The sequence below is a fragment of the Hymenobacter sp. M1-2 genome (assembly GCF_057808495.1).
On the sequence record NZ_JBTYZO010000008.1, the window covers coordinates 46764 to 72049 of the forward strand.

At 59.3% G+C, this 25286-nt stretch carries 24 protein-coding genes; 12 read left to right on the forward strand and 12 right to left on the reverse strand.

Annotated features, from left to right (window positions below; genetic code table 11):
* Window positions 1-10 precede the first annotated feature (10 nt).
* From ACYSMN_RS09480 to ACYSMN_RS09490, 3 genes are all read right to left on the reverse strand, one after another.
* Window positions 11-2449, reverse strand: a complete 2439-nt coding sequence (locus tag ACYSMN_RS09480; RefSeq protein WP_488923628.1) for a penicillin acylase family protein — start codon at window positions 2447-2449, stop codon at window positions 11-13.
* Between the two features lie 104 nt (window positions 2450-2553).
* On the reverse strand, window positions 2554-3162 hold the full coding sequence (locus ACYSMN_RS09485; protein WP_488923629.1) for a DUF3575 domain-containing protein: 609 nt from the start codon (window positions 3160-3162) through the stop codon (window positions 2554-2556).
* A gap of 124 nt (window positions 3163-3286) precedes the next feature.
* The gene (locus ACYSMN_RS09490) at window positions 3287-4054 is read right to left on the reverse strand and encodes a septal ring lytic transglycosylase RlpA family protein (RefSeq protein WP_488923630.1); all 768 of its coding nucleotides are present in this window, start codon (window positions 4052-4054) and stop codon (window positions 3287-3289) included.
* Between the two features lie 718 nt (window positions 4055-4772).
* Between ACYSMN_RS09490 and ACYSMN_RS09495 the strand changes: the two genes are divergently transcribed.
* Both ACYSMN_RS09495 and ACYSMN_RS09500 read left to right on the forward strand, forming a co-directional pair.
* A complete protein-coding gene (locus ACYSMN_RS09495) occupies window positions 4773-5681 on the forward strand; it encodes a DUF72 domain-containing protein (RefSeq protein WP_488923631.1) in 909 nt (302 codons plus the stop codon).
* Between the two features lie 105 nt (window positions 5682-5786).
* The gene (locus ACYSMN_RS09500) at window positions 5787-7892 is read left to right on the forward strand and encodes a matrixin family metalloprotease (RefSeq protein ID WP_488923632.1); all 2106 of its coding nucleotides are present in this window, start codon (window positions 5787-5789) and stop codon (window positions 7890-7892) included.
* Window positions 7893-7997: 105 nt separating this feature from the next.
* Here ACYSMN_RS09500 and ACYSMN_RS09505 read toward each other — a convergent pair whose 3' ends face one another.
* Window positions 7998-8600: a DUF6992 family protein gene (locus tag ACYSMN_RS09505; RefSeq protein ID WP_488923633.1), complete on the reverse strand. Its 603-nt coding sequence runs from the start codon at window positions 8598-8600 to the stop codon at window positions 7998-8000.
* A gap of 38 nt (window positions 8601-8638) precedes the next feature.
* Complete coding sequence (locus tag ACYSMN_RS09510) at window positions 8639-9586, reverse strand: 3-oxoacyl-ACP synthase III family protein (RefSeq protein ID WP_488923634.1); 948 nt, start codon at window positions 9584-9586, stop codon at window positions 8639-8641.
* Window positions 9587-9747: 161 nt separating this feature from the next.
* Here ACYSMN_RS09510 and ACYSMN_RS09515 point away from each other — a divergent pair, with 161 nt between their 5' ends.
* Complete coding sequence (locus ACYSMN_RS09515) at window positions 9748-10326, forward strand: hypothetical protein (RefSeq protein WP_488923635.1); 579 nt, start codon at window positions 9748-9750, stop codon at window positions 10324-10326.
* Window positions 10327-10396: 70 nt separating this feature from the next.
* Here the strand turns inward: ACYSMN_RS09515 and ACYSMN_RS09520 are convergent, their stop codons facing one another.
* Together ACYSMN_RS09520 and ACYSMN_RS09525 are read right to left on the reverse strand one after the other, a co-directional pair.
* Entirely contained in the window at window positions 10397-11113 is a 717-nt protein-coding gene (locus ACYSMN_RS09520) for a head GIN domain-containing protein (RefSeq protein WP_488923636.1), read from the reverse strand.
* A 119-nt stretch (window positions 11114-11232) separates the two neighbouring features.
* Window positions 11233-11670 carry a winged helix-turn-helix transcriptional regulator gene (locus ACYSMN_RS09525; protein WP_488923637.1) on the reverse strand — a complete coding sequence of 146 codons (438 nt, stop codon included), beginning with the start codon at window positions 11668-11670 and terminating at the stop codon, window positions 11233-11235.
* Between the two features lie 176 nt (window positions 11671-11846).
* Between ACYSMN_RS09525 and ACYSMN_RS09530 the strand changes: the two genes are divergently transcribed.
* Complete coding sequence (locus tag ACYSMN_RS09530) at window positions 11847-12761, forward strand: NmrA family NAD(P)-binding protein (protein ID WP_488923638.1); 915 nt, start codon at window positions 11847-11849, stop codon at window positions 12759-12761.
* Window positions 12762-12970: 209 nt separating this feature from the next.
* Window positions 12971-13468: a nuclear transport factor 2 family protein gene (locus ACYSMN_RS09535; protein WP_488923639.1), complete on the forward strand. Its 498-nt coding sequence runs from the start codon at window positions 12971-12973 to the stop codon at window positions 13466-13468.
* Window positions 13469-13504: 36 nt separating this feature from the next.
* On the opposite strand, the gene ACYSMN_RS09540 is transcribed toward ACYSMN_RS09535, so the two are convergent.
* Window positions 13505-13903 carry an ACT domain-containing protein gene (locus ACYSMN_RS09540; protein WP_488923640.1) on the reverse strand — a complete coding sequence of 133 codons (399 nt, stop codon included), beginning with the start codon at window positions 13901-13903 and terminating at the stop codon, window positions 13505-13507.
* 104 nt (window positions 13904-14007) lie between these two features.
* Between ACYSMN_RS09540 and ACYSMN_RS09545 the strand changes: the two genes are divergently transcribed.
* From ACYSMN_RS09545 to ACYSMN_RS09560, 4 genes are read left to right on the forward strand one after another with little or no spacing between them, the layout of a single operon-like run.
* Window positions 14008-14952, forward strand: a complete 945-nt coding sequence (locus ACYSMN_RS09545; protein ID WP_488923641.1) for a helix-turn-helix domain-containing protein — start codon at window positions 14008-14010, stop codon at window positions 14950-14952.
* Between the two features lie 57 nt (window positions 14953-15009).
* Window positions 15010-15393 (forward strand): cupin domain-containing protein, encoded by a 384-nt coding sequence (locus ACYSMN_RS09550; protein WP_488923642.1) that lies wholly within the window; start codon window positions 15010-15012, stop codon window positions 15391-15393.
* A gap of 39 nt (window positions 15394-15432) precedes the next feature.
* Window positions 15433-15825 (forward strand): cupin domain-containing protein, encoded by a 393-nt coding sequence (locus ACYSMN_RS09555; RefSeq protein WP_488923643.1) that lies wholly within the window; start codon window positions 15433-15435, stop codon window positions 15823-15825.
* 43 nt (window positions 15826-15868) lie between these two features.
* Window positions 15869-16291, forward strand: coding sequence for an ester cyclase (locus ACYSMN_RS09560; protein WP_488923644.1), 423 nt, complete (start codon window positions 15869-15871; stop codon window positions 16289-16291).
* A gap of 269 nt (window positions 16292-16560) precedes the next feature.
* On the opposite strand, the gene ACYSMN_RS09565 is transcribed toward ACYSMN_RS09560, so the two are convergent.
* Together ACYSMN_RS09565 and ACYSMN_RS09570 are read right to left on the reverse strand one after the other, a co-directional pair.
* Window positions 16561-18621, reverse strand: a complete 2061-nt coding sequence (locus ACYSMN_RS09565; protein WP_488923645.1) for a M13 family metallopeptidase — start codon at window positions 18619-18621, stop codon at window positions 16561-16563.
* Between the two features lie 141 nt (window positions 18622-18762).
* The gene (locus ACYSMN_RS09570; protein WP_488923646.1) at window positions 18763-19767 is read right to left on the reverse strand and encodes a zinc-dependent alcohol dehydrogenase family protein; all 1005 of its coding nucleotides are present in this window, start codon (window positions 19765-19767) and stop codon (window positions 18763-18765) included.
* A gap of 139 nt (window positions 19768-19906) precedes the next feature.
* Here ACYSMN_RS09570 and ACYSMN_RS09575 point away from each other — a divergent pair, with 139 nt between their 5' ends.
* On the forward strand, window positions 19907-20281 hold the full coding sequence (locus ACYSMN_RS09575; RefSeq protein ID WP_488923647.1) for a winged helix-turn-helix transcriptional regulator: 375 nt from the start codon (window positions 19907-19909) through the stop codon (window positions 20279-20281).
* A 100-nt stretch (window positions 20282-20381) separates the two neighbouring features.
* Here the strand turns inward: ACYSMN_RS09575 and ACYSMN_RS09580 are convergent, their stop codons facing one another.
* Window positions 20382-21137 (reverse strand): SDR family oxidoreductase, encoded by a 756-nt coding sequence (locus ACYSMN_RS09580; RefSeq protein ID WP_488923648.1) that lies wholly within the window; start codon window positions 21135-21137, stop codon window positions 20382-20384.
* A gap of 58 nt (window positions 21138-21195) precedes the next feature.
* Window positions 21196-22206: a helix-turn-helix transcriptional regulator gene (locus ACYSMN_RS09585; RefSeq protein ID WP_488923649.1), complete on the reverse strand. Its 1011-nt coding sequence runs from the start codon at window positions 22204-22206 to the stop codon at window positions 21196-21198.
* A gap of 317 nt (window positions 22207-22523) precedes the next feature.
* Between ACYSMN_RS09585 and ACYSMN_RS09590 the strand changes: the two genes are divergently transcribed.
* Both ACYSMN_RS09590 and ACYSMN_RS09595 read left to right on the forward strand, forming a co-directional pair.
* A complete protein-coding gene (locus tag ACYSMN_RS09590) occupies window positions 22524-24692 on the forward strand; it encodes a T9SS type A sorting domain-containing protein (protein WP_488923650.1) in 2169 nt (722 codons plus the stop codon).
* 111 nt (window positions 24693-24803) lie between these two features.
* Complete coding sequence (locus ACYSMN_RS09595; protein WP_488923651.1) at window positions 24804-25238, forward strand: hypothetical protein; 435 nt, start codon at window positions 24804-24806, stop codon at window positions 25236-25238.
* Window positions 25239-25286: the final 48 nt, after the last annotated feature.

The following is a 25286-nucleotide window of genomic DNA, read 5'->3' on the forward strand; positions in this document are numbered from 1 at the left end:
CATCGGAAAACTACTTGGACAAAGACCAGCTCGTTCGCACGCGCGGGTGAGACTCAGTGGCGGAGCGCAGAAATACTAGCTCATTGAGTTGGCCCACGCGCCAGGTTTCCAGCAGGTCGTCGTAGGCGGGAGAACCGGGGTTGCCGCTTTGCCCGCCCGGAAATACGCCGTATGCTCGCACCTGTGGGCCTAGCGCCACTACCATTCGCCAGGAAGGGCCGTTGCGCTCCGACGTGGCATTCACAATACCGGCGCCGCCGCCACAGTCCAGGTCCATATGGCCGAAGCCGGGCAGTTGAGCCAGATGCAGGATGTCGGTGCTCTTTTGGTTGGCCCAGGCCCACTTAGGGCCCAGCGTCCCGAATTTGCGGGTGAGCGAGTCGGTAGCGAAGCGGAAGGAGGCCAGGGCCAGCTGCGGCAGCGTCTCTCGCTCCGGCGTGCGGCGGTCGTCAATCCAGCGGCTCGTGTCTTCCCGGAGCAGCAAGTTGTTGGTCCGGTCGCGGGGCGGGTAGCGCATCTCCAACCCAGTGGCCCCTGTGCTGAAATCATCGTCCCAGAGGCGTTTCGCAAGGTTGCCGTACCACAACTCAAACACGCTGGGGCCGATGGAGCGGGCGTCGTAGAAGTAATTCCAGCGGCGCAACTCGTCGTAGGCGCTGCGCTCGGCAGTTGTCAGCTGAGCCGGCGGCACCAGAGCTAACAGGCGCGGCAGCATCAGCTGGGCGTTGAGGTTGAGATTGTCGTTTTGCAGCTGGCGCAGACTGTCGGGTGTAACCTGCGTCATGCGCGCCAGCCGCTCGTTGATGCGGTGCCCTCGTTCCCAGGAAGCAAACGTCCAGCCCAGGTAATAAGGATAATCGGGCCCGGCGGAAAACTGGTTGGCAGAGCTGACGAAGCCGCGCGGCGGGTTTTTCACGTGCGGGTTCTGGGCCTGCGGAATCCAGCCCTGCCAGTCGTAAGCCGGGTCGGTGCCATCGAGGATGAATTTGCCCTGGTCGCGCCACTTCAGCGGAAACTGGCCGTTGGGCCAGATGGCAATGTCGTTTTGCTGGCTGGCGAAGATGAAGTTCTGCGCTGGCGAGCCGTAGTTGGTCAGCGCCGCCGTGTAGTCTTGGTAAGTGCGGGCGCGGTTCAATTGATAGAAGGCTAATACCTCGTTAGCGCCTTCGTGAGCCGTCCAGCGCATGGCGTGGCGGATGGGCGTTTGGGGCAGGAAGGGCTTTTCATCCTTGTCGTACACGATGGGACCGTGGTGGGTGTAAAGCACCGTATCGAACCGGTCGGGCTGGCCCCGAACTTTGATGTGCTCCACCACGCGGCGCACGGGTTTCCAGCGGCCGTCGTGCCAGTACTCCCGCTTGGTATCGTCTTTGAATTTGAGCTGGTACCAGTCGAGCACGTCGGCCCCCACGTTCGTCACGCCCCAGGCCACTTCCTGGTTGAAGCCGATGATGACCAGCGGCGAGCCGGGAATCGTGACGCCGTACACGTTTACGCCCGGCGCCGAAAGCTGCACTTGATACCAAATACTAGGCAAGTTGAGCTGCAAGTGCGGGTCATTGGCTAGCAGCGGAAACCCCGAAGCCGACTTAGCCCCGCTCACCGCGAAATTGTTGGACCCCAGCTCCGGGTCCGGCTCGTGCTGCGGCGCTGCATTAGACATAGCCGCCCGAAACGAAGCTGGCGTCGGCGGTACCGCTTTGGGCTTGAAGTCGAGCGGCGTACCAACGGGCACGATGGGATCTTCGCGGGTAGGGTAGCCCGGAAACAAGTCCTGCACCACCTGCGGGCCATATTTGGCTAGCGCGTTGCTCAGGCGCAAATCGTCGGAGCGGCCACTGAGGTCGAAGGCCATGTACTTGAGTAGCAGCGCGCACTTGAGAGGCTCCCAGGGTTCGGGCGTGTAGTCGAGCAGCTTGTACTCAAATGGCAGCGAAGCCGGCGTGAGCGTCTGGATATATGCATTCACACCTTCAGAGTACGACGTGAGCACGGTACGCGTAGTCGGGTTCTCCATCATCACTCGCAACGACTTCTCCGCCCCGAACTTGAGACCCATGCGCCGGAAGAAACGGTCAGTTTCCAGCCGCGCCGGCCCTACAATTTCAGCCAATCGGCCGGCCGCTACGTGGGTCACAAAGTCCATTTGCCAGAGCCGGTCCTGGGCCGTGAGGTAGCCCTGAGCATAATACAGGTCGTGGTCGTTCTGGGCGAAGATGTGCGGCACGCGCTTATCGTCGAAGCGCACCTGCACGGGCTGTTGCAGGCCCGGTAGTCGCAGCGTCCGTTGCGTGGGTAGCGCATCGGCGGTTTCGCCGTTCTGCCAGAAACCCCGGAACGGGCTCAGAAACTTGCCAAACGGCGGCACGTCGCCGTGCTTAGTATCGAGAAACCACGTCAGCGAAACGCTAATGAGTAGAGCCAGAAAGGCTTTGACGGTACGCAGCATAAAACAAAGCAGGTGAGACAGTCGGCCCCACAACATCCGACAAAAAAACGCGCCGCGCAAACCAAGTGGGTTTGCGCGGCGCGCCCAAGCCTGCTCGCGTATGCTTATTGGGTTGGTGCTGTCGCTGCTTTCTTAGAGGGCAGAAACACCACGAAGCCCGCCCGCACGTCTAGCGCGCCGGTGGTAACTTCTGGACCATTCGTGTCGCGGACGTAGCCCGCCGTTACTTCCAGAGCAGCACCAGGAGTCAGAAAATAGTTGTAGCCTAGAGCCCCGCCAATAGTTGAATAATCAGATTTGAAGCGTTGGACACTTGAGCTGCCAAGGCTACTACTTTCTTCAATTTTGGTGTTTTGCCAGTTTATACCACCGCCAATCTGCCCAAAAAACTGGTGTGCACCGGAGCCTGCGAAGTAGTAGCGGATAAACGGAGACAAACCGTATACCACGGTGCGCCGTTTGAATTCGCCAAAGCGGGACTCGGAACTCGAACGATCATAGCCTAGCTGCACGTTGCTGCCCAGCAGTAAATTATCTACCACAAATACGCCGACCGATGGATACAGTGCTACCGAAATACTGTTGCGGCCATCGCCGGTGCCATAGCTGAGGTTACCAACGCTGGCTCCTAGAAACTTGGCGCCCTTCTCCGTTTGAGCCGTGGCGCTTAGCGAGAAAACGCCGCCTAAGCAGAGTAGAAATAGTTTTTTCATTTGAAGAGAGGAAAAGTACAAAGTGATTTGTTCGGTCCAGCGTCCTCAAAAACAGCGCCACGCTTACACGCAAAAAAGCCGCTGACACCAAGTGCCAGCGGCTTTTCATTGAAGCGAATGCTTATTACAAATTTTCGCTCTGCCGTACCAGCCCTGCAATGCCCCACTGCCGCAGCCGCAGACGAACCTTCTCGGCCTCTGCTTTATCCTGGAAGCCGCTAATCAGGACTCTATTTATGGGTTGACCATCTTTGGTGCCGGTGGCCACTATCACGTTCAGCGTTTTATCCAGCGAGCTAATTTTGTCTTGCATGAATTGAGCGTTGCGGGCGTCGCCGAAAGTGCCGGCTTGCACCACGAAGGTGGGCTGAGGCTCGGGTACTACCACCACGTCGGCGGCTTCAGTAGCGCCTGGCAGAATGGTGGTTGTGGCCGTGAGCATGGTGAGCGAGTCGGAGGCTAGCTCCGCAAGGTCGAGTGGAGCGTCGGTCGGACCGAGAGGCGTATCGGCGGGCACTACTTCGGCTACTACTGATACGGCGCCGTGCGTAATGATGCCCAATGGGCGGGCAGCTACCTCAGCCAAATCTAAAATGCGCTGATGGCGGAAAGGGCCACGGTCCGTTACGCGTACTACAACTGACTTTTGGGTTTCGATGTTGGTGACTCGCAGCTTGGTGCCGAAAGGCAGCGTTTTGTGGGCGCAGGTGTATTTGTGCCGGTCAAAACGCTCGCCGCTGCTGGTGCGCAGGCCTTGGTGTTGGCGGCCGTACCAAGAGGCGCGGCCCCGCATTACGGCACTACGGCGAGTGGTAGTAGGGGTCTTGTCATCATCGCCGAAACGTGTAGCACGGGCCTCAGGAGCAAAGACCGACAGTAACGTTAACAGCATGGCTATCATCAAGCCTGAAACCTTCCGTTGTAGAGGCAACTTCATTATTTCTCTGCATTGGTGAACAGGCAAAGCTAGAAGAGCATCTGAGAGTGAATAGTAAACTCCAAAGCAGAGAACTAAGGCGTTGCCTCAAAAATTGGCCTTTTTAAAGAAAATTTGCATTAAATTAATTAAGGTAAATCGGGCATAATTGAACGATTGTGTTTAGTTAAGCCGCATTTTGCACTATATATGGAAGCTTAACTGATAGCCGAGAAATAAGATTATGTGCGGGACAAAAAATTTTGTTCATCCTTATGGTAAGTGCTGTTGGAGCGGGTTGGAAAAGTCTGTGCTTTTTCATAAGAGTATAGCCAAACAGTATTCCTCGGAAGCAGCAATTATATAAGGACGAGCTTCTTGTGCTATGGAGCCGGGACTTGACTTAGTACTCCACTCAAAAAATGAGCCGACAACGCCTAATAGGTCTCATTGCGTATTTTGGAGCGCCGCACCTATAAACAATTAGCGGTTGGCGTTGCGAAGGCTCTTGACCAACAGCCAATTCCACTGTCTGGATGGGGCAGAGAGGTAAGAGAAAGTTACGAGAGTGCTTTTGGGCTTGCCCCTGTCTGGTAATCCGAAGGGCGGAATCTTATTGAAGCACTGGCTTCTTCGTACAGAGAGCAGACGCTCACTAATAGCCAGCAATGCGGATTTCGCCGTATGTTGCCGCATGGATTTTGGCCGTCTTTCCGACCTGCGCTACGTTGATTTCCGGCTGCCACCGGACCACCCCGACACTGCTGCCGTGCTGGTGCGTACGGCTGCTCCAACCCAGCCCGAACTATTCGTGGGCTGCCCCATCTGGACCAACAAAGCCTGGTTGGGTTCTTATTTTCCGGCGGGAATCCGGGACGCGGACTATTTGCATCACTACGCCCGCCAATTCAACAGCCTAGAGCTGAACACTACGCACTACCGCATTCCCGACGCCCCCACCGTGCGCAAGTGGCGCGACGCCGTGCCGCCGGGTTTTCGCTTCTGCCCCAAACTGCCCCAAAGCATCAGCCACGACCGGGCGCTCTACAACGCCGACGACCTGACACTTACTTTCTGCCGCTCCATCCGGGAACTGGACGACCGGCTGGGCTGGTGTTTTCTGCAACTGCCGCCCACTTTCGGCCCCGAAAACCTGAGCCGTTTGGAGCGGTATCTGCTCGATTTTCCGGCCGAAGTACCGCTAGCCGTGGAATTACGCCATCCGGGCTGGTTTTCCGACGCAGTGGCGTTTGCGGCGGTGGCGTCCATGCTGGAGGCTCTCAACAAGACGCTTGTGCTGAGCGACGTGGCTGGCCGCCGCGATGTACTGCACATGCGCCTGACCACGTCTGTCGCCTTCATTCGCTTCAATGGCCACGGCCTCTTGAACTCCGACTACCAACGGGCAGATGCCTGGGCCGCCCGAATTGCCGACTGGTTGCAACAAGGCTTACAGACCGTGTATTTCTTCGTGCATCAAAAGGATATTATGCACACGCCGCTCTGGACGCAACATTTTCTTGCGCGGCTTAACGGCCTCACGGGTCTGGTTGTGGCCGCCCCCCGCATTATTCCGCAGCCGGTGCAAGGCAGTTTATTTTGACCAACTTGACTGTTGCTGGCTGGCTCAGCAGCGACGTGCCCGGCAAACTCGTACCTTACACATCTGACTGCCCACACCTTGCATTAAGCGATATTTCGCCAGTTTATGAAGATTCGTACGCACTCCTTGATGCTGGCTGGTTTGGCTGGTATGCTGGCTTTGCCACTCGCGGGATTGGGCCAAGCGGCACCTGAGCCCGCCGAAGCCCAGTGCCTGCTGTTGCCGCTCAGCCTGCCGCAACGGGCGGCCCAGGCGGCCGTGGTGGTAGAAGCGGAAGTGTTGGACGCGCGTAGCTTTTGGGACGCGGAACACCGCCGCATCTACACCGCGCACCGAGTACGGGTGTTTAGTGTGCTGAAGGGCACGGCTCCCGGCGAGCTAACCATCCTCACGGAAGGCGGAACTGTAGACCTCGACCGGCACGAACTGACGAATACGCTCCATCTGCGGCCCAGCGAACAAGGCGTTCTATTTCTGATGCCCGCTCGTTTTCCCGGCACCGATGCTGTGGGTACTGCTTGGACTGCGTACGGCAGCAAGCAGGGCTTCATTCAATACGACCTTAGCACTGCCACCGCCACCGACCCTTTCCGCGAGTACGGCCGAGTTACAGACAATTTTTATCAGACGCTAACCGCGGCTACCGGCCAGTCGCGCCGTCAAGTGCAAGCCAATATCGCGCTGGAAACAGCCTTGCGGCGCGAGCAGGCACCAGTAGTAGCGGCGCGGGGTCAAGCTCCGGTTATCATCAGTTTGAGCCCGGAAACTATACCTGCGGGAACGGGGGCCGTGCTTACCATCAGCGGCTCAGGTTTCGGGGCGGCACGTGGGCAAGGATTCGTGGAGTTTCGTAACGCAGATAACGGTGGTAGCTCATTCATCAGGCCGCAAGAGAGTGAATACGTGAGTTGGAGCGACACCCGCATTCAGGTGCAGGTACCGTCGCTGGGACAGCCGGCCAGCCCAGCGGGCAGCGGCACCGTGCGCGTTACGACAAATGAGCAACTACAAGCGAGTAGCCCCAGAGCGCTGACGGTGCCGTACGCCATCAGTCGGGTGCAGCCTACCAACGGCAACGAACTGGTGCGGCCTAATCCCATCAACCAAAATGGGCGCGGGGGCTATAGCTTTCAATTTGAGGCGGGGTTTGCCAGCAATGCGCCGGCGGTGGCCTCATGGAGCCGCGCCTTGGCTACTTGGCGCTGCCAGACGGGGATGAACTGGGAGGCCGACGCGCAGCCCCGCACCGGCCGGGGTGCCGCCGAAGACAACGAAAATAGCATTGGCTTCGACCAAGGCGCTGAGTTACCGACCAACACCCTGGGGCGTACGACCAGCTACTACCGGGGCTGCTTTCGGCCCGATGGGCGGCTGGTATTCTACGTGCAGGAAATCGATATGCAGTTTGACGACGCTATTTCCTGGCAGTTTGGGCCTGCTCCGGCAATCGGGGGGCAGTTTGATTTCGAGTCGGTGGTGGTGCACGAGCTGGGGCACGCGCAACAATTGTCGCACGTGATTCTGCCGCGCGCCGTGATGCACTACGCTATTGCCCGAAATCAAAACAGCCGCAGTATCAGCACCGACGATGTTGTAGGGGGCCGGCAGGTGCTGCGTACGCGCGGTTTAGTAACGCAGAGCTGCGGCCCCGCCGCCATGCTCCCCGCTCCGCTCACCGAGCTAGCCGCCGCTAGCGCTACTGGGGGCGTCGCGGTGACGTGGGCCACGCGCGCTGAGTGCTTCCTGAACAACTTTGAGGTGCAACGGTCGCGCGGCACCGACACCACGAGCTGGCAAACCATAGCCACCGTGCCACGAGGAACTGCTCCATATCAGTACCTCGATACGCAGCCGGCCGCGGGCCTCAGCTACTACCGCCTGCTCCTGCGCCGGCCCGACAACTCGCTCGATGCCACTCCGGCCGTACTTGTCTCCACCGATGCGGCAGCTCTGCGGCCGGCGGTATTTCCAAATCCACTGGCGGACGGACCGCTTCAACTGCAATACCCAAGCACGACAACCGGCCAGCTGCGGCTTATTTTCTACGATGCCCTCGGCCGCCGCCTATCCACGGTCTTTATCGACTATCGGCCAGGTATCAATATTCTGACCCTACCAGAATCGACTTTGAAGCCAGGTTGGTACCTACTGCGCTACCAAGATTCTGACGGCCGAAAAGGCGGGCTACCGCTGGTAAAAGTCAGCCCATAGCCTAGAAAGTCGAGGTTGTTGCGCCTCCGGCTCTGCATGACTGTCTGACTGTCTGACTGTCGTTCTGCTGCCTCTCCGTGTAGGCTAGCTTATACTGCCACTCAACTACCGTAGAGGCAGCGTCAGGGCTACGGTTCCGGGGCCTACTTGCAATCGGCTAAGCAGCGGGTATAAGGCGCGTTGCCCGTGCCGGTGGTGCGCCGCGAATAATATACCGTCGAAAGCCAGCAGGAACCCGCCTTGCAGCAGCAACGATTCGCCGTAGCCTTGTAGCTGGTCGCGCCGCCGGTTGGTGGGGCGGGTTTGGGCGCGCTCCCGCAGGTAAAAGCCCGTGGCCACGTAAGCCACGTCGAGTCCGGCATTGAAGAGGTAGAGATTTTCGGTGCGAAGCTGGGTCCGGACTAGCTCTGTGCGGCTGGCTTCGGGCAACGGGCGGCGCGCGGCCAGGAATGTAGTGCCCGCCAGTGCCAGGTTCACCACGCCCCAGCCCACGTTCATTTGGTGGAAGTACTTTTCCGAGCCCTCAGTAGCAAAATAACGCGCGCCACTCACGCCTACGTTGGCTACCGCCCAGCTACCTAGCACGAGCATACCGCGCCGGTCGAGGGTGGTGCGTTGCGCGGCATAATCCGCCAAAGGCGTTGTGGGCTGCGCCGCTAGTGAGCCCGCTAGCCCCAAGCAAATAAAAAGTAGAGCTAAGCGAATCATAGGCGCGTGAAGCAAGTTGCGAAACCCTTGGACCGAAGCTACCGCTCCAGCAGCATAGCCCCGAACGAGTAGCCCCCACCAAACACGGTAATTACCACCCGATTGCCGGGTTGTAGCTGGTCCCAAGTATCAGCCAGGCCGATAGCCGCGCCGGCGCACCCCGTATTGCCAAGCTGCTCGATGTTGGAAACGGCCCGCTCGGCGGGAAGCTGGAGCTGCTGCGCCACATTCTTCGTGATGCGTAGGTTTGCTTGGTGCGGTATCAGATACGTGAGGCTATCCAGGGTGAGGTGTTGGCGCTCCAGAACCTGCTGCGTCACGCGGGCCATGTACTGGCAGGCGTGTGTGAAAACGTCCCGGCCGTGGGGCATCACAATGCCGCGGTCCAGCAGTTTTAAGGTTACGGCTTCGTCGGCTTTACCCGACACCGCGGCCCCGCCCGTTAGTAGGTCTACCACGCGCAGGTCGGTGGGAGCGAGGCGCTCTTTGGCGAGCAGAAGAGTGGCCGCGCCGTCGCCCCAGAGGTGGCCGGCCATAGTATCTTGCTCGTTGTTGTAAGCCGTGTTGTGCTCGCTCACTATCACCACGGCGCGACTGGCCTTGCCCAGCGCGAAGTAGCCTTCCACGATTTCAATGGCATTGAGCAGCGAAGAGCAGGCCGATGAAATGCTAACCACCGGAATGTCGTTCACGCCCAGGTCGCGCTGTACTGCGTGGGCCAGCGTGTAAATAGTATCGTGCGGGGTGTAAGTGGCGCCGATGATGAGGTCGACTTCAGCCACCGGGAAATTGGGGGCTTGGGTTAGCGCCCGGCGCGTGGCCTCAATGGCCATAGTGTTGGTATTTTCGGTAAGGCCAGCTTTGCGCCGTTCCCGAATACCAGTCCGCTCGATGATCCAATCATCAGAAAGGCCATTGAGGCGGGTAAAATGCTCGTTGGTAACAACTTGTTCTGGCAGATAGGCTGCCACCCGGTGGATGTACACAGAAAGGAGAGCGAAGGGTTGGGGCGGAAAAACGCGGCAAGGTAAGCGGAGCAGGCCGCACGGTGCGGCCCAAATGTTGCCGTGGCCCGTACTTTATGCGGGTCTTGCACGTTCAAACGCCCAAATGAGCGGGCCTGTTTAGCTGCTTTCGTTACAAGATTATGACGTTTCGTTTTCGTGGGTACCGTCTGGTGCCCCTGTTGGTGTTCGGGTTGAGTGCTGCCAGTCCGGCGGCGGCGCAAAAATACCGTACGGCCGCGGGGTTGCGGCTGAGTTCCGGCTTGTACGGGCTCACTGTGCAACAAAAGTTTTTGCCCAAAGCCACGCTCGAAGGCCTAGCCCTAGCCGGTTTGCGAGAAGTGACGGGCACGGTGCTGGCCGAGCGGCATTTTGGCATCCTGGGCCCTAGCCTCAACTACTACCTTGGCGCTGGTGGGCACATGGGCCGCAACAAGGACACCGGCACCTTCGGCGGCTTCGATGGCATTGTAGGGGTGGAATACAAAATTGCTCTCTCCCGCCTAGTCATCGCCGCCGATTTCAAACCGAGCGTCGAATTCAATTCTGACGATTGGGCGCGTTTCCCAACGGCTTTTTCCGTCCGTTATATCCTCATCAAGGAAAAGAAAACGGGTCTTTTTGACGGAATGTTTGGCGGCGACAAAAAGAGGGATAAGGGCGACGGTAAACCCAAGAAAAAGAAGAAGCCCGCCGCTGGGCGGGGCTTGTTCGATTGGTAAAAAAAGCACGAGTCCGGCGGATACTTCCGCCGGACTCGTGCTTATAGACCTACTTCGTTAGCGGGCCGAACTACTCTTTGTGTACCCGGCCGCTGCCCGCTATTTTACTGCTCACGCTAGCGCCGCCGCGCAGGTACACATCCCCAGAGCCAGCGATGTTGGCTTCGAGGTTGCGGCTGGCGTAGAGGCGGCCGTTGCCGGAGCCGCTGATACGAATAGAACTGGTTTCGGTGCGCAGGTCGGCGGCGCGCACGTCGCCGGAACCGCTGATGCGGGCTTCGTGCTCCGGGCAGGTGCCGGCCACTGTAATTTCGCCCGAGCCCGAAACGCTAGAGGTTATTTTGTCGGCCGTGACTTTGGGCAGCGTGAGTTTGCCGGAACCGCTGATGGCCAACGACAGCGTGGAAGCTTTGATGGCGTCTTCGGCCTGAATCTGGCCCGAGCCACTGACGCTCAACTCCGAAATGGTAGGCATCGTGACGTACACGGTCACCGAACCTTCAAACCGCTCATTCGACCACATCTTGCCTTCTTCGCGTTTGGTTGTGATGCGCAGCCGGCCGCCTTCCACGGTGGTTTCGAGGCGGGCCAAGTCGGCGGTGGAAGCTTCTACCTCTACTTTTTGCGGGCTGCCTTGGCGGAGCACTACCCGGACTGAGTTAGCCAAGCCCAGCTTGGTGAAATCGGCCACGTTGCGCACTTCGCGGCCGGGCGCGGCGGCCAGACGTAGTACGGGTGCCAGCAGAGCCAGCAGCAGAGTCAGAGAAAAGAAGCGTAGCGTTTTCATGGGCAGTCAAGCGTTGAAGGTGGAACATCCGGCTGGAAAGATGAAAGCCAGCTGCTACCCGTTGCCTGGGCGCCGCAAAACATTGAAAATAAATGTCCAAGCAGAACCTTATAGAGGGGCTAGCTCGCCGTTTCCACTAAGTTGCCCTGCGTCACGAATTGCGCGGTGCTACTGTCGCGGGCGAGGTAGTTGTTACCCCAATCCACCAGGGCCTGCATAACGGGCAGCACGGCGCGGCCGTGCTCCGTGAGCATGTATTCCACTTTGGGCGGCACCTGCTGGTACACGAGGCGCGTCACGATGCCATCCACTTCCAACTCCCGCAGCTCCTGAATGAGCATTTTCTCGGTGATGTCGGGCGCGAGACGGCGCAGCTCTCCGTACCGCTGCGGCCCATCGAGCAGGTACGATAAAATCAGCAGCTTCCACTTGCCGCCGAGTACATTGAGAGTGGTGCGAACGGGGCAATACGCGAGAGAACTGGGCGCCGGAATACCGCTGGCCGTGGAAAGACGCCACTCAGCTTCAGCGGCTTGCTGTTTAGTTTGCTTCTGCATCGAAATTATTGTGCCTGATTATCAGTAATTCTGACGAAAAAGTAGGTGCCTGACTTTTTCGTAGGTACTTGCGAAAAGCGAAGGTAGCACGTTTCCTTTGTCACGAAAACAACAGACCTTGAAGACGGTAGAGTTTTCAGCTCCTATTTCACTACATCCTCAACTCATAGTCCATCATGTCCCAGCACATTGTCATCACCGGCGCCACCGGCAACATCGGCACTGGCATCGTTCATGCCCTCCTCCAGCAAGGCCACCGCGTAACGGCCGTTGCGCGCCAAAGTAGCCGCCTCGACGCCTTGCGCGACGCTGGCGCCGAAATCAAAGCGGGTAACCTGCACGACGTGGCGTTCCTTACCGAAGCTCTACGCGGTGCCGACGCGGCCTTTCTCATGATTCCGCCAAACCCAACAGCTGCCGACTTCCTCGCTTATCAAGAGGAGGTAGGCGAAGCTATTGTGCAAGCAGTGCGGGCAGCCGGCCTCAAGCAGGCGGTGCACCTGAGCAGCATCGGGGCCGACGAGCCCGCCGGCACGGGTCCGGTGGTGGGGCTGCATCATCAGGAAGCGCGGCTCAACGCCATTGAAGGTCTACGAGTGGCTCACCTGCGCCCCGCGTACTTCATGGAAAACCTGCTGGCCAACGTCGGTATGATTCAGCACATGGGCATCGTAGGTTCCGGCATGCGCCCGGATTTGTCGTTCCCGATGGTGGCTACCAAGGACATTGCCGCCAAAGCTGCCGAACTGCTCAGCCAAGGCTTCGAGGCTGGCTCGGTGCACTACTTGCTGGGGCCGCAGAACTACAGCCAGCAGGACGCCGCCCAGGCCATTGGGCAGGCCATTGGTAAGCCGGAATTGCCCTACGTGCAGTTCCCGTACGAAGATGCCAAGAAGGGCATGGTAGGCGCGGGCCTCTCCGAGAGCATGGCCAACCTCTACGACGAAATGACCCGCAACATGAACGAGGAAAAGGTGATGGTGAAGGAAGAGCGCACCGCCGCCAGCACCACGCCCACCACGCTCGAAGAGTTTGCGCAAACCGTATTCGCGCCCATTTTCAAAGGTGCCACGGCTGGGCAGCCCGCCTAAGTGGTAAGAGTCTAGATCTGCGAGGCGAGAAGATGGACTAGCTTCCAACTGTAACGTCTTACGGCACGAGTGTTTACTCGTGGCTGCCTGCTCAAAACGACATCCATCGCAAAAAACAATGCCCACCGGAAGTCCGGTGGGCATTGTTTTTTGTGCAGCTTTAGGTTTCCGATGAAGGCCCGGCCTTCGGGCCGCCTTTTATGCCTGCCATGCACCCGCACGAACAACTGCTCCACCGCTTCTACCAAGCCTTCCAGCGCCGCGACTACGCTGGTATGGCTGCCTGCTACCACCCTGAAGCCACCTTTGAGGATGCTGTTTTTGAGTTGCGGGGCCCCGAAATTGGGAAGATGTGGCGCATGCTCTGCGAGCGGGGCCAGGATTTGCGCCTCGCCTACAACGACATCCAGGCCGACGAACAGCATGGCTCCGCCACCTGGGACGCCCGCTACACTTTTTCCCAGACGCGCCGCCCAGTACACAACCACATTCGGGCGCGGTTCACGTTCGAAAATGGCCTCATCCGCACCCACCACGACGAGTTCAACTTCTGGCGCTGGTCGAGGCAGGCGTTGGGGCCGATGGGCTGGTTACTGGGCTGGTCGGACTGGTTGCAGAACAAGGTGCGCGCCACGGCCGCCGAAGGACTAGCGAAATACAAAGTGATAACCCCACACCGCGCGGACGAAGCTGGCAAGAGGCCCTAATCTTCGGAGAAAAGCTTTTTTGACAGCAGCGGCACCTCAACCCTGCATTTCTTTCAACAACCGCAACGCCTCCTCGGCGCGGTCAGCCGGGACGAATAGATGATCGTGGTAGTAGCCGGACAGGGGGTTGGCACTGAGGCCGTGCGCGGCGAGCTTGGTGGTGATGCGCGCCAGAAAACCCACGGCTTCGAGGCTGGAATGGACGTTGAGCGTAATCCAGCGGCAAGGATAGATGGCAGCTAAGCCGGCTTGGGCGGCCTCTTCCGTCGTGATGATAAGCGTCAGGCCCTCGGTTTCGCGGAAAGTGGCTACGGGTGCCAACTGTGGCGGCACGGCTTGGCCGAGCGGCAGCGTACAGAACACGTATTCGGTGGGGTGCAGCACCGGCTGCATGGTGCTCAGTAACGTGTCGAGGTTGGTTTGGCCGGAAGACATGAGCGAGAGTTGATTGAAGTGAGCGAGCAGAAAAAGATATTCTCTTCCTCGACTGTTTAAGCCGCAAAGAAAAAGGTTCTGCCCGTACATAACTCATTGGTGCCATGCCCAAACAGGCTTTGCCGCACTTCCAAGAAATCAACGACTTCTACGCCGGAGTGGGGTTTGGGCAGCGCACTTCCACCCCGGAGTTTTACGTGTTCCGCATCGAGGAAACCCACCCCGATGTGGTGCAGTTCATGGAGCCGTTTCGCAAGAGCTTCTACCACCTGGCATTCATTTATCACACCCAGGGCCTGCAATTCCAGCTGAACGCCAGCTCATTTGAGCCGCAGCGCAATATTCTGCTCTGCCACTCGCCCGACCATATTCATTCCTGGCAGCGCAACGAATGCATGGGAGGCTTCGTGGTTAATTTTAAGGAAGATTTTCTGGCGCAAGGCCCGGCGAGCCGCCGGGAAGAACTGCCATTTTTCGACCCGTTAGAGCTGAATTCGTTTGAGCTGGACGAAGCCGAAAGCGCCTTGCTGCACCAGGATTTCGAGCTAATTCTGACCGAATATCGAAGCGGGCGGGAGCTGCGTTTGGCAGCCGTGCGGGGCTATTTGACGGCGCTGCTTTGCCATTGCAAGGAGATTTACGGACGCCGCGCCGGCCTCACCGTCCAGGCTGCGCACGATGGTCCGGCGGCTCTGCTCCGGCGCTACCGCGCCCTCATCAACAATCTGTACCACAGCCACCGCAGCGTGGAAGAATACGCGGCGCTGCTGCACATCAGTACCGGCTACCTCTGGGAAGTCACGAAGGCCGTAGCGGGCCGCACACCCAAAAGCTTCATTGATGAGCGGCTGTTGCTGGAAATTCAGAACCTGCTGCTGTACACCGACTACGACGTGGCCCAGATTGCCTTCAAATTCAACTTCTCGGAGCCAACCAACCTGGGCAAGTTTTTCAAGAAACACAAAGGCATGAGCCCGAGTGAGTTTCGGCATCGATTGGCCAAGCCGAGCAGCGGAGAAATGCGCCAGCTTTCCCGAGAAACGGATTAGCGTCGGGCGAGGTCGGAAAGGCACCTTTGTTTGTCTTTCACCCCCAACCTCCTAGCTATGTACCAGACCATTGCCCACGCCGCCGATTTACCGAGCCTGCCCCTGAATATTCCTGGCGCCACCCCGGGAGCATTCACCCTCAACATGCTCAACGCCGACCTTGCCCACGGCCCCATCACCTACTTGCTCAAGTTCGCGCCTGGCTCGCGCATCCCGGCGCACTACCATAACAAAGCCACCGAAACCTTCTACTTCGTGGAGGGCGACTTCATCGACAACGGGACGGAATACCAACCGGGCACTTTCTTCGCCTGCACGCCCGGCACCGTGCATGGGCCCCACGAAACTCGTAATGGCGCCACGCTGCTCGTGTTTCAGTCGCAGGAAGTGGATGCCACCGACTTTTTCATCGCCGAAGGCGAAGCGGTGAATCAAGCCTAGCGGGGAGCTTATTTAAGAGGCATTTTACGCTACCTCGCCATGTCCACCGACCAAGCAACGCCCGCCACCGAAGATGTGGTGCTGGCTGCCAGCCAAGTAACCTTTGCGCCGTTTGCTCTGCCGGGCTTTAGCGGCGGCACCCACGCGGCTTTTCTGAACACCGACACCACGCGCGCCCCATTTGTGGCCCTGCTCAAGCTGGAGCCCGGCGCCGTGCTGGCTCGTCACTACCATCCGCAGGCCATCGAGGCGGTGTATGTGCTGGAAGGGCAAATGATCAATGATGGTCAGGTGCTGGAAGCCGGCTCCATAACGACGCACGGGCCGGGCGTTGCGCACGGCCCCCACACCACCCAAACCGGCTGCACGCTCATGTTTCTGCAATACCCCGGCGTCGGCCCCGACGATAGTGTATTCGTGGACGCAGAATAGAGCCGCTGGCTCGTAGTTGATTCCTTATTCAAAACCCCAACCGATGGATACGCAAGCCGCCAAAACCGCCGCCGCACGCTTCTACGAGCCTTTCAATCAACGCGACTTGACTGGCCTAACGGCGGCGCTGCATGCGCAGTGGCGCATTCACCCGGAAATTCCCGGCGAGCAGTCGGATCTGGAGAAATATCTGCCGCGGGCTGAAGCCCTACTTGCCGCCTTTCCAGACTTGGCAATGCACGTAGAACAGCTCATTGCCGAAGGCGACTTCGTGGCTACGCGCATCACCATCAGCGGCACCCAACAAGGCGAATGGCTAGGCGTGCCCGCCTCGGGCCGGCACATCAGCATCGCCGCTCACGATGTGCACCGAATTCAGGATGGTCAAATTGCCGAATCCTGGCACGTAGAAGATTGGTTTAGCGCGTTGCTGCAAATGGGTGCTTTCGCGCCAACGGCAGGGTGAACAACCAATTAGAGTTGGCAACGAAAACCAGCCCCGGAGGGGTGGCATATCGGTAGAACTCAACCAGCGCATAAAGAGACCAAGCCCCATTAGGCCGACACCAACCGTCCAACGATTGGTGTCGGCCTGATGGGGTTTTAGGTAATCTTGTGGTTGATGTTTTTACCGATATGTCGCCAAGCTGGGGCTCTAAGCGGCTTTACTGACACTGCTTCTGCCGACGTGCCGCCATTGGATTGGTCATTATTTGGCTTGCATAGGTCCTTGGGCTACCAGATCGTGACACGGGCGGAGTCGGGGCGGTAGAGCTTGTCGCCGGGCTTCACGTTGAAGGCTTCGTAGAACGCGGGCACGTCGGCGAAGGGGCCGTTGACGCGGTAGCTGGCGGGCGAGTGTACGTCGGTGAGGATGCGCTGGGCCAGCACTTCGTCGCGCTGGTGGCTTTGCCAGCCGAGCGCGTAGCCCAGGAAGTAGCGCTGCGTGGGCGTGAGGCCGCCAATCTTCTCGCCTTTCTTGTACTGCTCGGTTTTCTTGAACGCGTCGAAAGCAATGACGATGCCGCCCAGATCAGCAATGTTTTCCCCAGCCGTGGCTTTGCCGTTGATATGCAGCGAGTCCAGAACCGTGTAGCCGTTGAACTGGCGCACGATCTGGCCCACGCGCTGCTGAAACGCGGCGCGGTCTTTCTTGCTCCACCAATTGCGCAGATTGCCTTGGGCATCGAACTGGCTGCCTTCGTCGTCGAAGCCGTGGGTGAGTTCGTGGCCGATGGTGCTGGCACCGGCGTAACCGTAAATGATGGCGTCGTCGGCGTTTTTATCTTCCAGACCCGGGATGGCAAAAATGGCCGCCGGCAACACGATTTCGTTGTTTGAAGGGTTGTAGTAGGCGTTGTAAGTCTGGGGCGTCATCTCCCACTCGGTCCGGTCTACGGGTTTGCCGAGCTTGTTGAGCCGGTAGCGGTAGCTCCACTGGTTGGCACGCATCACGTTCTGGGCGTAGGAGTCGCGGCTGATGTTCAGGGCCGAGTAGTCGCGCCACTTATTGGGGTAACCTACTTTGGGGGCAATTTTGGTGAGCTTAACCAGAGCCTTCTGCTTGGTGGAGTCGCTCATCCAGCTCAGGGCCTGAATATGTTCCCGGAAGGCGGCCACCACGTTGGCGGTGAGCTTGACGTAGCGGTCCTTGGTTTCGGCCGTGAAATATTCCTTCACGAATTGCTGGCCCAGGATTTCACCCATCGCATCTTCTTCTTCGTCCAGCACCCGCTTCCAGCGGGGGCGCTGCTCTTTTTGGCCTTGCAGCACGGTGCCGTAGAAGCGGAAATGCTCGTTGTCGATAAGCCGGCTCAGGTTGGAAGCGTAGGCGTTCACCAGGTGCCACTGCAAATACGCCTTCCAATCGTCGATAGCAGCGGTTTGGAGCAGCTGGCTGGCCTTTTTGTAAAACTCCGGTTGGCCCACAATCACACTGTCTACCTTGCTCACTTCCAGCTGGGCGAGCCAGGCTTTCCAGTCGAGGCCGGGCGTGAGCTTGCCAAGGTCGGCGACGGCCATTTTGTTGTAGTTGGCATACGGGTCGCGCAGAGCTTCGAGCTTGCGCGACGAGGCCGCTAGGGCCGTTTCCAGGCGCATCACCCGGTCGCTGTTGGTCTTGGCCTGGCTCGAATCCTGGCCCATAAGCGCAAGCATACGGGCCACGTGCCGCACGTATTTTTTGCGGATGCCGCTGGTGCGCGCGTCCTTATTGAAATAGTAGTCGCGGTTGGGCAGCCCCAGACCGGCCTGGTACAAATACAACGCCATCACGTCGCTGTTTTTAGCGTCCTGCGTCACGTAGGGCCCTATCAAGGCATTGACGCCTAGTGGAATGAGGTGGGCAATGGCGGCTTGCACATCGGCCGGCGTGTGCAGGGCTGCGAGGCGGTCCAGCTCTGACTTCAGCGGTGCGAGACCTTGCTTGTCGATGGTAACGGAATCCATGCCAGTGGCCCAGAAATCACCGATTTTCTGTTGGCTGCTGCCGGCCGCGGCCTTCGCTTTGGCGGCTTCTTCGTTCAGGGCGCGCAGGCGGGCGTACACCTCATTCTCCACTTCCTTACCGATGCCCCAGGAGCTTTCTGAAGCTGGAATGGGGTGCTTCTTCAGCCAGCCACCGTTGGCGTACGTGAAAAAATCGTCGCCGGGGCGCACGGTGGTGTCGAGGTTGGCTTGCAGCAAATCGGGCTGGCCGGTGCCGGATTTGCCCGAGGGCTGGCAGCTGCCGAGGGCCAGTAGCGCCAGAGGTAGGGCAAAAGCCCATTTGAGTTTGAGGACAGCAGAAAAGAGCATGAAAAAGACGTTAGAAGCACCCGTCAACAGGTTGCTCACCGAATGGACAATTGTCTACCGACGCTTCCAACCGGCCCACCGTTGCATTCCGCCGCTAACGTGCACTAGCCGTTTCTCATCCACTACTCATGCGCTCCGCTGTCAGAAGGCCAAAACAATTTTGCCGAAATGCTGCCCCTGCTCCAGGTAGTGCAAAGCTTGCTGGATGTCAGAAGCTGGAAACACTTTGTCGACTACCGGCTTCAGCTGGCTGTGTTCCAACGCCGCATTCAGCGCCGTAAACGACGCCCGTGAGGCCACCGAATATCCTTTGAGCGTGAGGTTGCCTACGATGGGCCCGAACACGTTGAAATCAAGTTTCAGCCCATCCACAAAGCCGACCAACCCCACGAAGCCATTCAGTTTTACCGCCCGCATAGAGTCGTTGATGGTAGTGCCGGCCACGTCCAAGGTCAGGTCGGCGCCGAGGCCGCCGGTGAGGGCGCGCACCTGGGCGGGCCAGTCAGAAGTGGTTTTGTAGTTGATGGTGGCGTCGGCGCCCAGGGCCCGGGCCCGTTCCAGTTTTTCGTCGGAGCTGGACGTGATGATGACGCGAGCCCCGGCCGCCTTGGCCAGTTGCAGCGCAAACACCGACACGCCGCCCGTACCCTGGGCCAGCACCGTTTGGCCGGGCTGTAAGCGGCCGTGCTCAAACAAGCCCGCCCAGGCCGTGAGCCCCGCAATGGGCAGCGCCGCGCTTTCCACCGACGACAAGTGAGCCGGCGTGCGCACCAAACCGTGGGCAGGCAGCACCACATATTCCGCAAACACTCCCGCCTGCTCGCAGCCCAACCGCGAAGCCAGCTGCGCGGCCGTTACGGCGCCGTCGAGCCAGTCCTGCACGAAGGTGGTCGTGACCCGGTCACCGGGCTGCCACTCCGTGACGCCAGCGCCCACGGCTTCCACCACGCCAGCGGCGTCGGAGCCGGGCACGTGGGGTAAGGACAGGCTGGGGTTGTAATGGCCCTTGGCGACCATCAAATCCAGATAGTTCAGGGAAATGGCTTCCACTTTCACCAGCACTTGGCCGGGGCCAGCCGTAGGTTTTTCCACTTCAGACAGGCCGAGGTATTCGAGCCCAAACTGGCTCAGTTGCAATGCTTTCATGACCGTTTCTTGAGAGTTAATAAGAACGGCCCGAAGGTAGAAGTGCTAGGTTCCGAAGATCAAGTATACACCTTTTGGGAATCTATGCACCAAATAGGTATCATTGCTGATAATCAATTCAATAAATTCTGCCTGTTGCATGAAAAAGAAAGCTCCGTCCGCTGAATCCACCGCCTGCTCCGTCGATTATGCCTTTCAGCGCATCGGCGGCAAGCACAAGGGCCGCATCTTGTGGCACCTGCGCTTTGGCACGCTCCGCTACGGCCAGTTGCGCAGGGCCATCGACGGCATCACGCCCAAAATGCTCACTCAGGTGCTGCGCGAAATGGAGGCCGATGAGTTGCTTGTCCGCACCGTGTACCTAGAAGTGCCGCCCCGCGTGGAATACACCCTCACGGCCAGCGGCCACGAACTGCTGCCCTTCATCGACCTGCTCAAAGAATGGGGCGCTCGCCAAATGGCCAAGCGCGGCATCGTGGAGGTGCAATACGAAACAGGGGTGGCTGGTGGTTGAGGCCGGCGGCACTGGGCTCGGAGCGTTACAACCAAGGCATTCGAGAGTATGAGCATGACCCAAAACCTAAATGGTGTGTTGCTAAACTCCCAAACACTCTTTAAAATGAGTTGATCTGTCCGAACACAAACTCGGCTTTGTCGCTGCGGGAGGCGTGGTAGAGGTCGGCGGCTAGGCCAATGGGAGCTAGGAGCTGATCCTCGCGCAAGGCGTGTAGAGCCGCCGTGGCAAACTCGGCGGGCGCCATGCCGGCGTACTGCCGGTTTTGTTCGGTGCTGGAGCCGGCGTTCATGGCCGTGTCCACGATGGGCGGGGCTATTTCAAACACTTGCACGGCCGTGGCGCGAAGCTGGTGCCGCAAGGACTGGGTGTAGGAGTGCAACGCCGCTTTGGTAGCGCTATAAATGGGCGTAACGGCCCGCGGAATGAAGCCCAAGCCCGAGGTGATGTTGACGACGGCCGCTGCGGGTTGGGCCAGCAGGTGGGGCAGCAGCAAAGCCGTCAGGTGGATGGGAGCCGTCAGGTTGGTTTCGATTTCGGCGAGCATTTCAAGCGTTGCGGCTCCCTGAGTCAGATCGAGCTGCTGCTGAATGCCGGCGTTGTTGATGAGCACGTCCAGACCCGGAAAATGCTGTTGCACCCACGCGGCCAGCTCCCGGCGCTGGTCAGCATCGGCCAGGTCACAGACTTTGGTGTGAAGCTGCGGAAAGCGAGCTTGGGCTTGGTCCAGCACGCTGGCGCGCCGGCCGCAGACGATGACTTGGGTGCCGGCTTCCTGCAAAAAGGCTTCGGCCAGGGCTAGGCCAATGCCGGTGGCGCCGCCGGTGATGAGCATGGTACGGTTGGTGGTTTGCATACTGGAGCTTGTTTTGTTTGGGCAAAGCAAGCCTCGGCCAAGGGGAGAAACTAGCTCATTACGGCATAAGAATGGCGCTATCCGGTATGCGGTGGGTCAGAGTAAATTGCTTAGGATTCAGGCCAGTGGCGCGGTGAAACGTGCGAGCAAAGTGCCCCAGGTTGCTGAAGCCGAGACGGTAGCCCACATCGGTGACGGTGAGCGTGGGGTCGAGCAGCAGGCGTTGGGCTTCGGCCATGCGGGCGCGCTGGAAGTAATGAAACAAACTGTCGCCAAAAATCTGGCGAAACAACTGTTTGAGGCGCGTTTCGCTTAGGGCCGTGGCGCGCGCTAGCGCTTGCACGGTAGGTGGCTGGGCTAAGTCAGCCAGCAACAACTCGCGGGCCCGGAAAGCCTTTTCTACCTCGGGGCGGCTGAGTGCAGCCGGTGCCAAGCGCCGGCGCCGCAGGAGCTTAGTTAGCAACAAGTAAAGCAGTTCCTGAGCTTTGATGCGCAAGTAAAATGGCCGTAGCGGGTCAGGGTTTAGCTCGTCGCCCAAGCTTTTTAGCACCGACAAAACGGGCAGATCAATGCTTTCATACAGGAAATAGGATTGGTCGCCCGGCACAAGGCTTTGAATTAGATTCGGGGCGTCGGCCGAAGCAGCGTAGGTTTTGAGCAGGTCCAGGCTGATGTTGACCACCACGATGGACACCGTGGTGTGGCGCGGAAACCGAATTACGGAGCCAATGTCATCGGAGGAAATGGTGATGCCCGAAACGGAATGGCGCGACATCTGGAGCTCGTGGCCTTGGGTGGAGTGCGACACGGGGCTTTCGGTGTTGTAAAAGACTACCGTCATCATGTCGCACCCCTGCGGAGCTGGCAGCCGCTTAAAGGTGCAGTCAGCGTTGAAGCGGTATTGTTGAACCACCACATCGAAATCCTCCTGCAATTCCTGTACGTGTAAAAATCCCTGGCCCCAAGCGGCGGGCAAGCGCAGGCCGTTGTTTTCGGGCTGAATGCCGAGTGTGGCTGCAAAATCAGTCAGGAAACGTGTGGCACCGCTGGGAATGAATTCAAATTGCATAGGGTAGCGTTTTCTCTAGGCATCAACCAGCACCCGCGGCAAATGTCTCGGCAACCGCCAACAGGCCCGCTGGCTACGCGCCTTGGGCCGCAAATTAGCCAGCCTCAATTGCACAGCTGCGCAGTAAATCCAACAAACAGGAACTGCTGGATGCCACGTTGCGTGCACAAACCCTCAGGCCTTCAAATGGTGTAACCTTCATTGCCTTTTTAGGTAAGTCCATAAAGGGGCGAGAAGAAGCTGGGAGTAGGTAGCATTCCGCGTACGTATGCCCTTTCGCCGGGAGCTGTTGCCTTGTTTCAAGTATCGTATGGAGTATGAAATATCTACTGGCGATTCTGTTTGAAGTCTTGGCCTTCAGTGCTTGGGGACAAGCCAGCTTTAGCAGCCGGGCCAGCGGCGACTGGACAAACCCCGCCACGTGGACCCTGGTCAACGGCGCCACTGTGGCGGGCTACCCGCTAGCCGGCGACGCCGTAGTAATTGGTAACGGCCACGCCGTGGTAGTGTCGGGGCAAAATGGTGGTTTGGGCTCGAACCAATGCGCTTCGCTCACGGTGCGCGGCAACGCCGACCTGACGCTGACCACCCCCCAGAGCAACCTGCTCGTGGCGGGCAGCATCACCGTCGCTCAAAGCTCGCGGCTAACGGTCCTGGACGGACTACTGACCACCACGGGCAGCCTGACCTTGAGCGAGGGTAGCCGGCTCCGAACGCAAGGCGGCGCCACGTCGGTACTGGGCCTGACGGTGGTGGAAGCCTTGTTCGGGGGCCAAACGGTGTTGCAAGCCGACGGCGGGGTGTTCAGCTGCGCGGGAGGCACGTCTCTGTTGGGTGGCTTTGGCACTGCTGAGCTGCGCATCGGGCAGAGTCTCGTGAATCTTTACGGCGTTATCACCGCCAACTTCGTCAATTCCAACCTTCGTTTCATGGCCGAGGGCACGCTTACTCTGGGCGGCGTCCTGGTTTTTCCTAACGCGGCGGGGTTCACGGCGGGGACTGGTACGGTGGTGTACGTGGGGCTGCCGGGGGTGCCCAATTTCGAGCAAGCCGTAGCGCCCTTCGTCTACCACAACCTCGTGGTGGCCGGCGTCGGCTCCGGGGTGAAAACCATAACCGGCCCGGTGCGGGTGCAAAAGTCGCTTGCGTTGCTGCTGGATGAGCTGCGCCTCAACGCCGGAGGCAGCCTGCTGCTCGACAACAACGTCGTGCTGACGCGCGCTGCTGGCAAGCTGCGTGGCACGCCCACCTTCGCCGGGCAAGTGGATTTGGTGTACACCAATCTGCTGAGGGACATCACTGGCCCGGAACTGCCCACCAGCCCCGCCGTGCTGCGCAACCTGACCGTAACGGCCCTTAGCGGCCTGGAATTAGCCACCGACGCCACCGTGAACGGCCAGCTAAACTTGGTGGCGGGCCCGTTGTTCACCGCTGCGCACACGCTGCAACTGACCAACCCGACCGGAGGCGCGGGTGGCACCGACCCCGCCATTGAGCGCACGTTGGGCTACGTGGTAGGGCGCATCGCCCGCACTATCGGGACCAGCGCCGGCATCCGCCGCTTTCCGTTTGCCGTTGAGCAGGTGCCCGGCAACCGCGAACTGGCCCTGACTTATACCAGTCCCCCCACTGCGCCTGGTATCTTGCTGGTTGAACAGTTTCCGACGCCACCCGATAATGCGGGCTTGCCGCTGACCGATGGCTCGCTGACGCTCACGGCTACGGCGCCGTTTTACTGGCGGACTGAAGCCCAAAACGGCCTGAGCGGGGGCACCTACACCGTCGCCCTCACCAGCGAGGGCCTGCCCACCACTCCCCTCAACCAGCTACGAGTGTTGCAGCGCCCTTTGGCGGGTGGACCTTGGGGTTTGGCCGGCGTGGCGGGTACCAATACCGGTAACGCTTCCTCGCCCGTAGTAGTCAGCAAGCAACTCCGTGAATTGTCGCAGCTCACGGTTGGCTATGGCACCAATCCGCTGCCAGTCGAGCTGCTGAGCTTCACTGGGAAAGAACGGGCTGGCCAGGTTGTCCTGACTTGGGCAACTGCCCAGGAAGTCAACAGCGCCTACTTTGCTCTGGAAAGACGATTGCCCGATGGCGCCTTCGCCGAGCTAAGCCAGGTGGCCGCCGCGGGTACCACCGCCCGGCTCACCGCCTATACCTGGACCGATACCGCGCCTTCCAGCGGGCTGAACTACTACCGCCTGCGCCAAGTTGACCAGGACCTTCAAACGACCTACAGTCCGGTGGTGGCGGTGGAAGTGCCCGCGTTGGCTGCCGGAATGCTCGACGTTTTTCCTTCGCCAGCTACCGCCACCCTAACCGTGCGCAGTAGTGGCGCTGCCAACACGCCGTGGTTGCTATTCAATACGCTCGGTCAACAGGTCGGGACGCTGATAACGGGACTGAACGACGTTAGCGCATTGCCCAGGGGCGTGTACTTCGTGCGGGGTGAGCGGCAGACGCGCCGGTTTGTAAAAGAGTAGGTTCTTATCCATAAGGTTCGGAATATTTTTCTGGCCTAGCTTGGGTGGGCGCACGGGCCTATTTCACCCAGCTAACTCATTCTCGTAACCTGGCGTTACCTTGGGCTGCCTATGTCTCTCAAGCTTCTCCTCCTGCTCAACTTCGCCGTGGCTGCTTACCTCACTGGCCTTATCTGGACTGTACAACTCGTGCACTATCCGGGTTTCGCGCAAGTGGCCCCCGATAAGTTCGTGGCCTTCCACCAAGCGCATTCGCGTGGTATTAGTTGGGTGGTGATGGCTCCGATGGTGCTAGAGCTTGGGCTGGCCGCTGGGTTGGCGTGGCAGGGCCGAGCGCTAGGGGCCGCCGCATGGTGGAGCCTGGGCTTGGTGCTGCTCATCTGGGCGGCTACCTTCTTTATCTCCGTGCCTTTCCACAACCGCCTCGCCCAAGGGTACGATTACGTAGCCATCGACGGGCTGGTGCGCACCAATTGGGTCCGCACTCTGGCCTGGACAAGCCGCTTTGCGTTGTTGGGGTGGCTGCTTTGGAAGATGATGAAGTAAGCGCAGCGAGAAACCTGCGGCTCATCGACTTAGTACGCAAACCCATCA

Excerpts from the sequence above, each read along its gene's own strand:
- ACYSMN_RS09515 (WP_488923635.1), top strand. The coding sequence starts at position 9,748 with ATGACGTTTCGTTTTCGTGGGTACCGTCTGGTGCCCCTGTTGGTGTTC.
- ACYSMN_RS09530 (WP_488923638.1), top strand. The coding sequence starts at position 11,847 with ATGTCCCAGCACATTGTCATCACCGGCGCCACCGGCAACATCGGCACT.
- ACYSMN_RS09555 (WP_488923643.1), top strand. The coding sequence starts at position 15,433 with ATGTCCACCGACCAAGCAACGCCCGCCACCGAAGATGTGGTGCTGGCT.
- ACYSMN_RS09550 (WP_488923642.1), top strand. The coding sequence starts at position 15,010 with ATGTACCAGACCATTGCCCACGCCGCCGATTTACCGAGCCTGCCCCTG.
- ACYSMN_RS09535 (WP_488923639.1), top strand. The coding sequence starts at position 12,971 with ATGCACCCGCACGAACAACTGCTCCACCGCTTCTACCAAGCCTTCCAG.
- ACYSMN_RS09570 (WP_488923646.1), bottom strand. The coding sequence starts at position 19,767 with ATGAAAGCATTGCAACTGAGCCAGTTTGGGCTCGAATACCTCGGCCTG.
- ACYSMN_RS09500 (WP_488923632.1), top strand. The coding sequence starts at position 5,787 with ATGAAGATTCGTACGCACTCCTTGATGCTGGCTGGTTTGGCTGGTATG.
- ACYSMN_RS09545 (WP_488923641.1), top strand. The coding sequence starts at position 14,008 with ATGCCCAAACAGGCTTTGCCGCACTTCCAAGAAATCAACGACTTCTAC.
- ACYSMN_RS09595 (WP_488923651.1), top strand. The coding sequence starts at position 24,804 with ATGTCTCTCAAGCTTCTCCTCCTGCTCAACTTCGCCGTGGCTGCTTAC.
- ACYSMN_RS09560 (WP_488923644.1), top strand. The coding sequence starts at position 15,869 with ATGGATACGCAAGCCGCCAAAACCGCCGCCGCACGCTTCTACGAGCCT.
- ACYSMN_RS09525 (WP_488923637.1), bottom strand. The coding sequence starts at position 11,670 with ATGCAGAAGCAAACTAAACAGCAAGCCGCTGAAGCTGAGTGGCGTCTT.
- ACYSMN_RS09540 (WP_488923640.1), bottom strand. The coding sequence starts at position 13,903 with ATGTCTTCCGGCCAAACCAACCTCGACACGTTACTGAGCACCATGCAG.
- ACYSMN_RS09490 (WP_488923630.1), bottom strand. The coding sequence starts at position 4,054 with ATGCTGTTAACGTTACTGTCGGTCTTTGCTCCTGAGGCCCGTGCTACA.
- ACYSMN_RS09520 (WP_488923636.1), bottom strand. The coding sequence starts at position 11,113 with ATGAAAACGCTACGCTTCTTTTCTCTGACTCTGCTGCTGGCTCTGCTG.
- ACYSMN_RS09495 (WP_488923631.1), top strand. The coding sequence starts at position 4,773 with ATGGATTTTGGCCGTCTTTCCGACCTGCGCTACGTTGATTTCCGGCTG.
- ACYSMN_RS09590 (WP_488923650.1), top strand. The coding sequence starts at position 22,524 with ATGAAATATCTACTGGCGATTCTGTTTGAAGTCTTGGCCTTCAGTGCT.
- ACYSMN_RS09585 (WP_488923649.1), bottom strand. The coding sequence starts at position 22,206 with ATGCAATTTGAATTCATTCCCAGCGGTGCCACACGTTTCCTGACTGAT.
- ACYSMN_RS09575 (WP_488923647.1), top strand. The coding sequence starts at position 19,907 with ATGAAAAAGAAAGCTCCGTCCGCTGAATCCACCGCCTGCTCCGTCGAT.
- ACYSMN_RS09565 (WP_488923645.1), bottom strand. The coding sequence starts at position 18,621 with ATGCTCTTTTCTGCTGTCCTCAAACTCAAATGGGCTTTTGCCCTACCT.
- ACYSMN_RS09480 (WP_488923628.1), bottom strand. The coding sequence starts at position 2,449 with ATGCTGCGTACCGTCAAAGCCTTTCTGGCTCTACTCATTAGCGTTTCG.
- ACYSMN_RS09505 (WP_488923633.1), bottom strand. The coding sequence starts at position 8,600 with ATGATTCGCTTAGCTCTACTTTTTATTTGCTTGGGGCTAGCGGGCTCA.
- ACYSMN_RS09580 (WP_488923648.1), bottom strand. The coding sequence starts at position 21,137 with ATGCAAACCACCAACCGTACCATGCTCATCACCGGCGGCGCCACCGGC.
- ACYSMN_RS09485 (WP_488923629.1), bottom strand. The coding sequence starts at position 3,162 with ATGAAAAAACTATTTCTACTCTGCTTAGGCGGCGTTTTCTCGCTAAGC.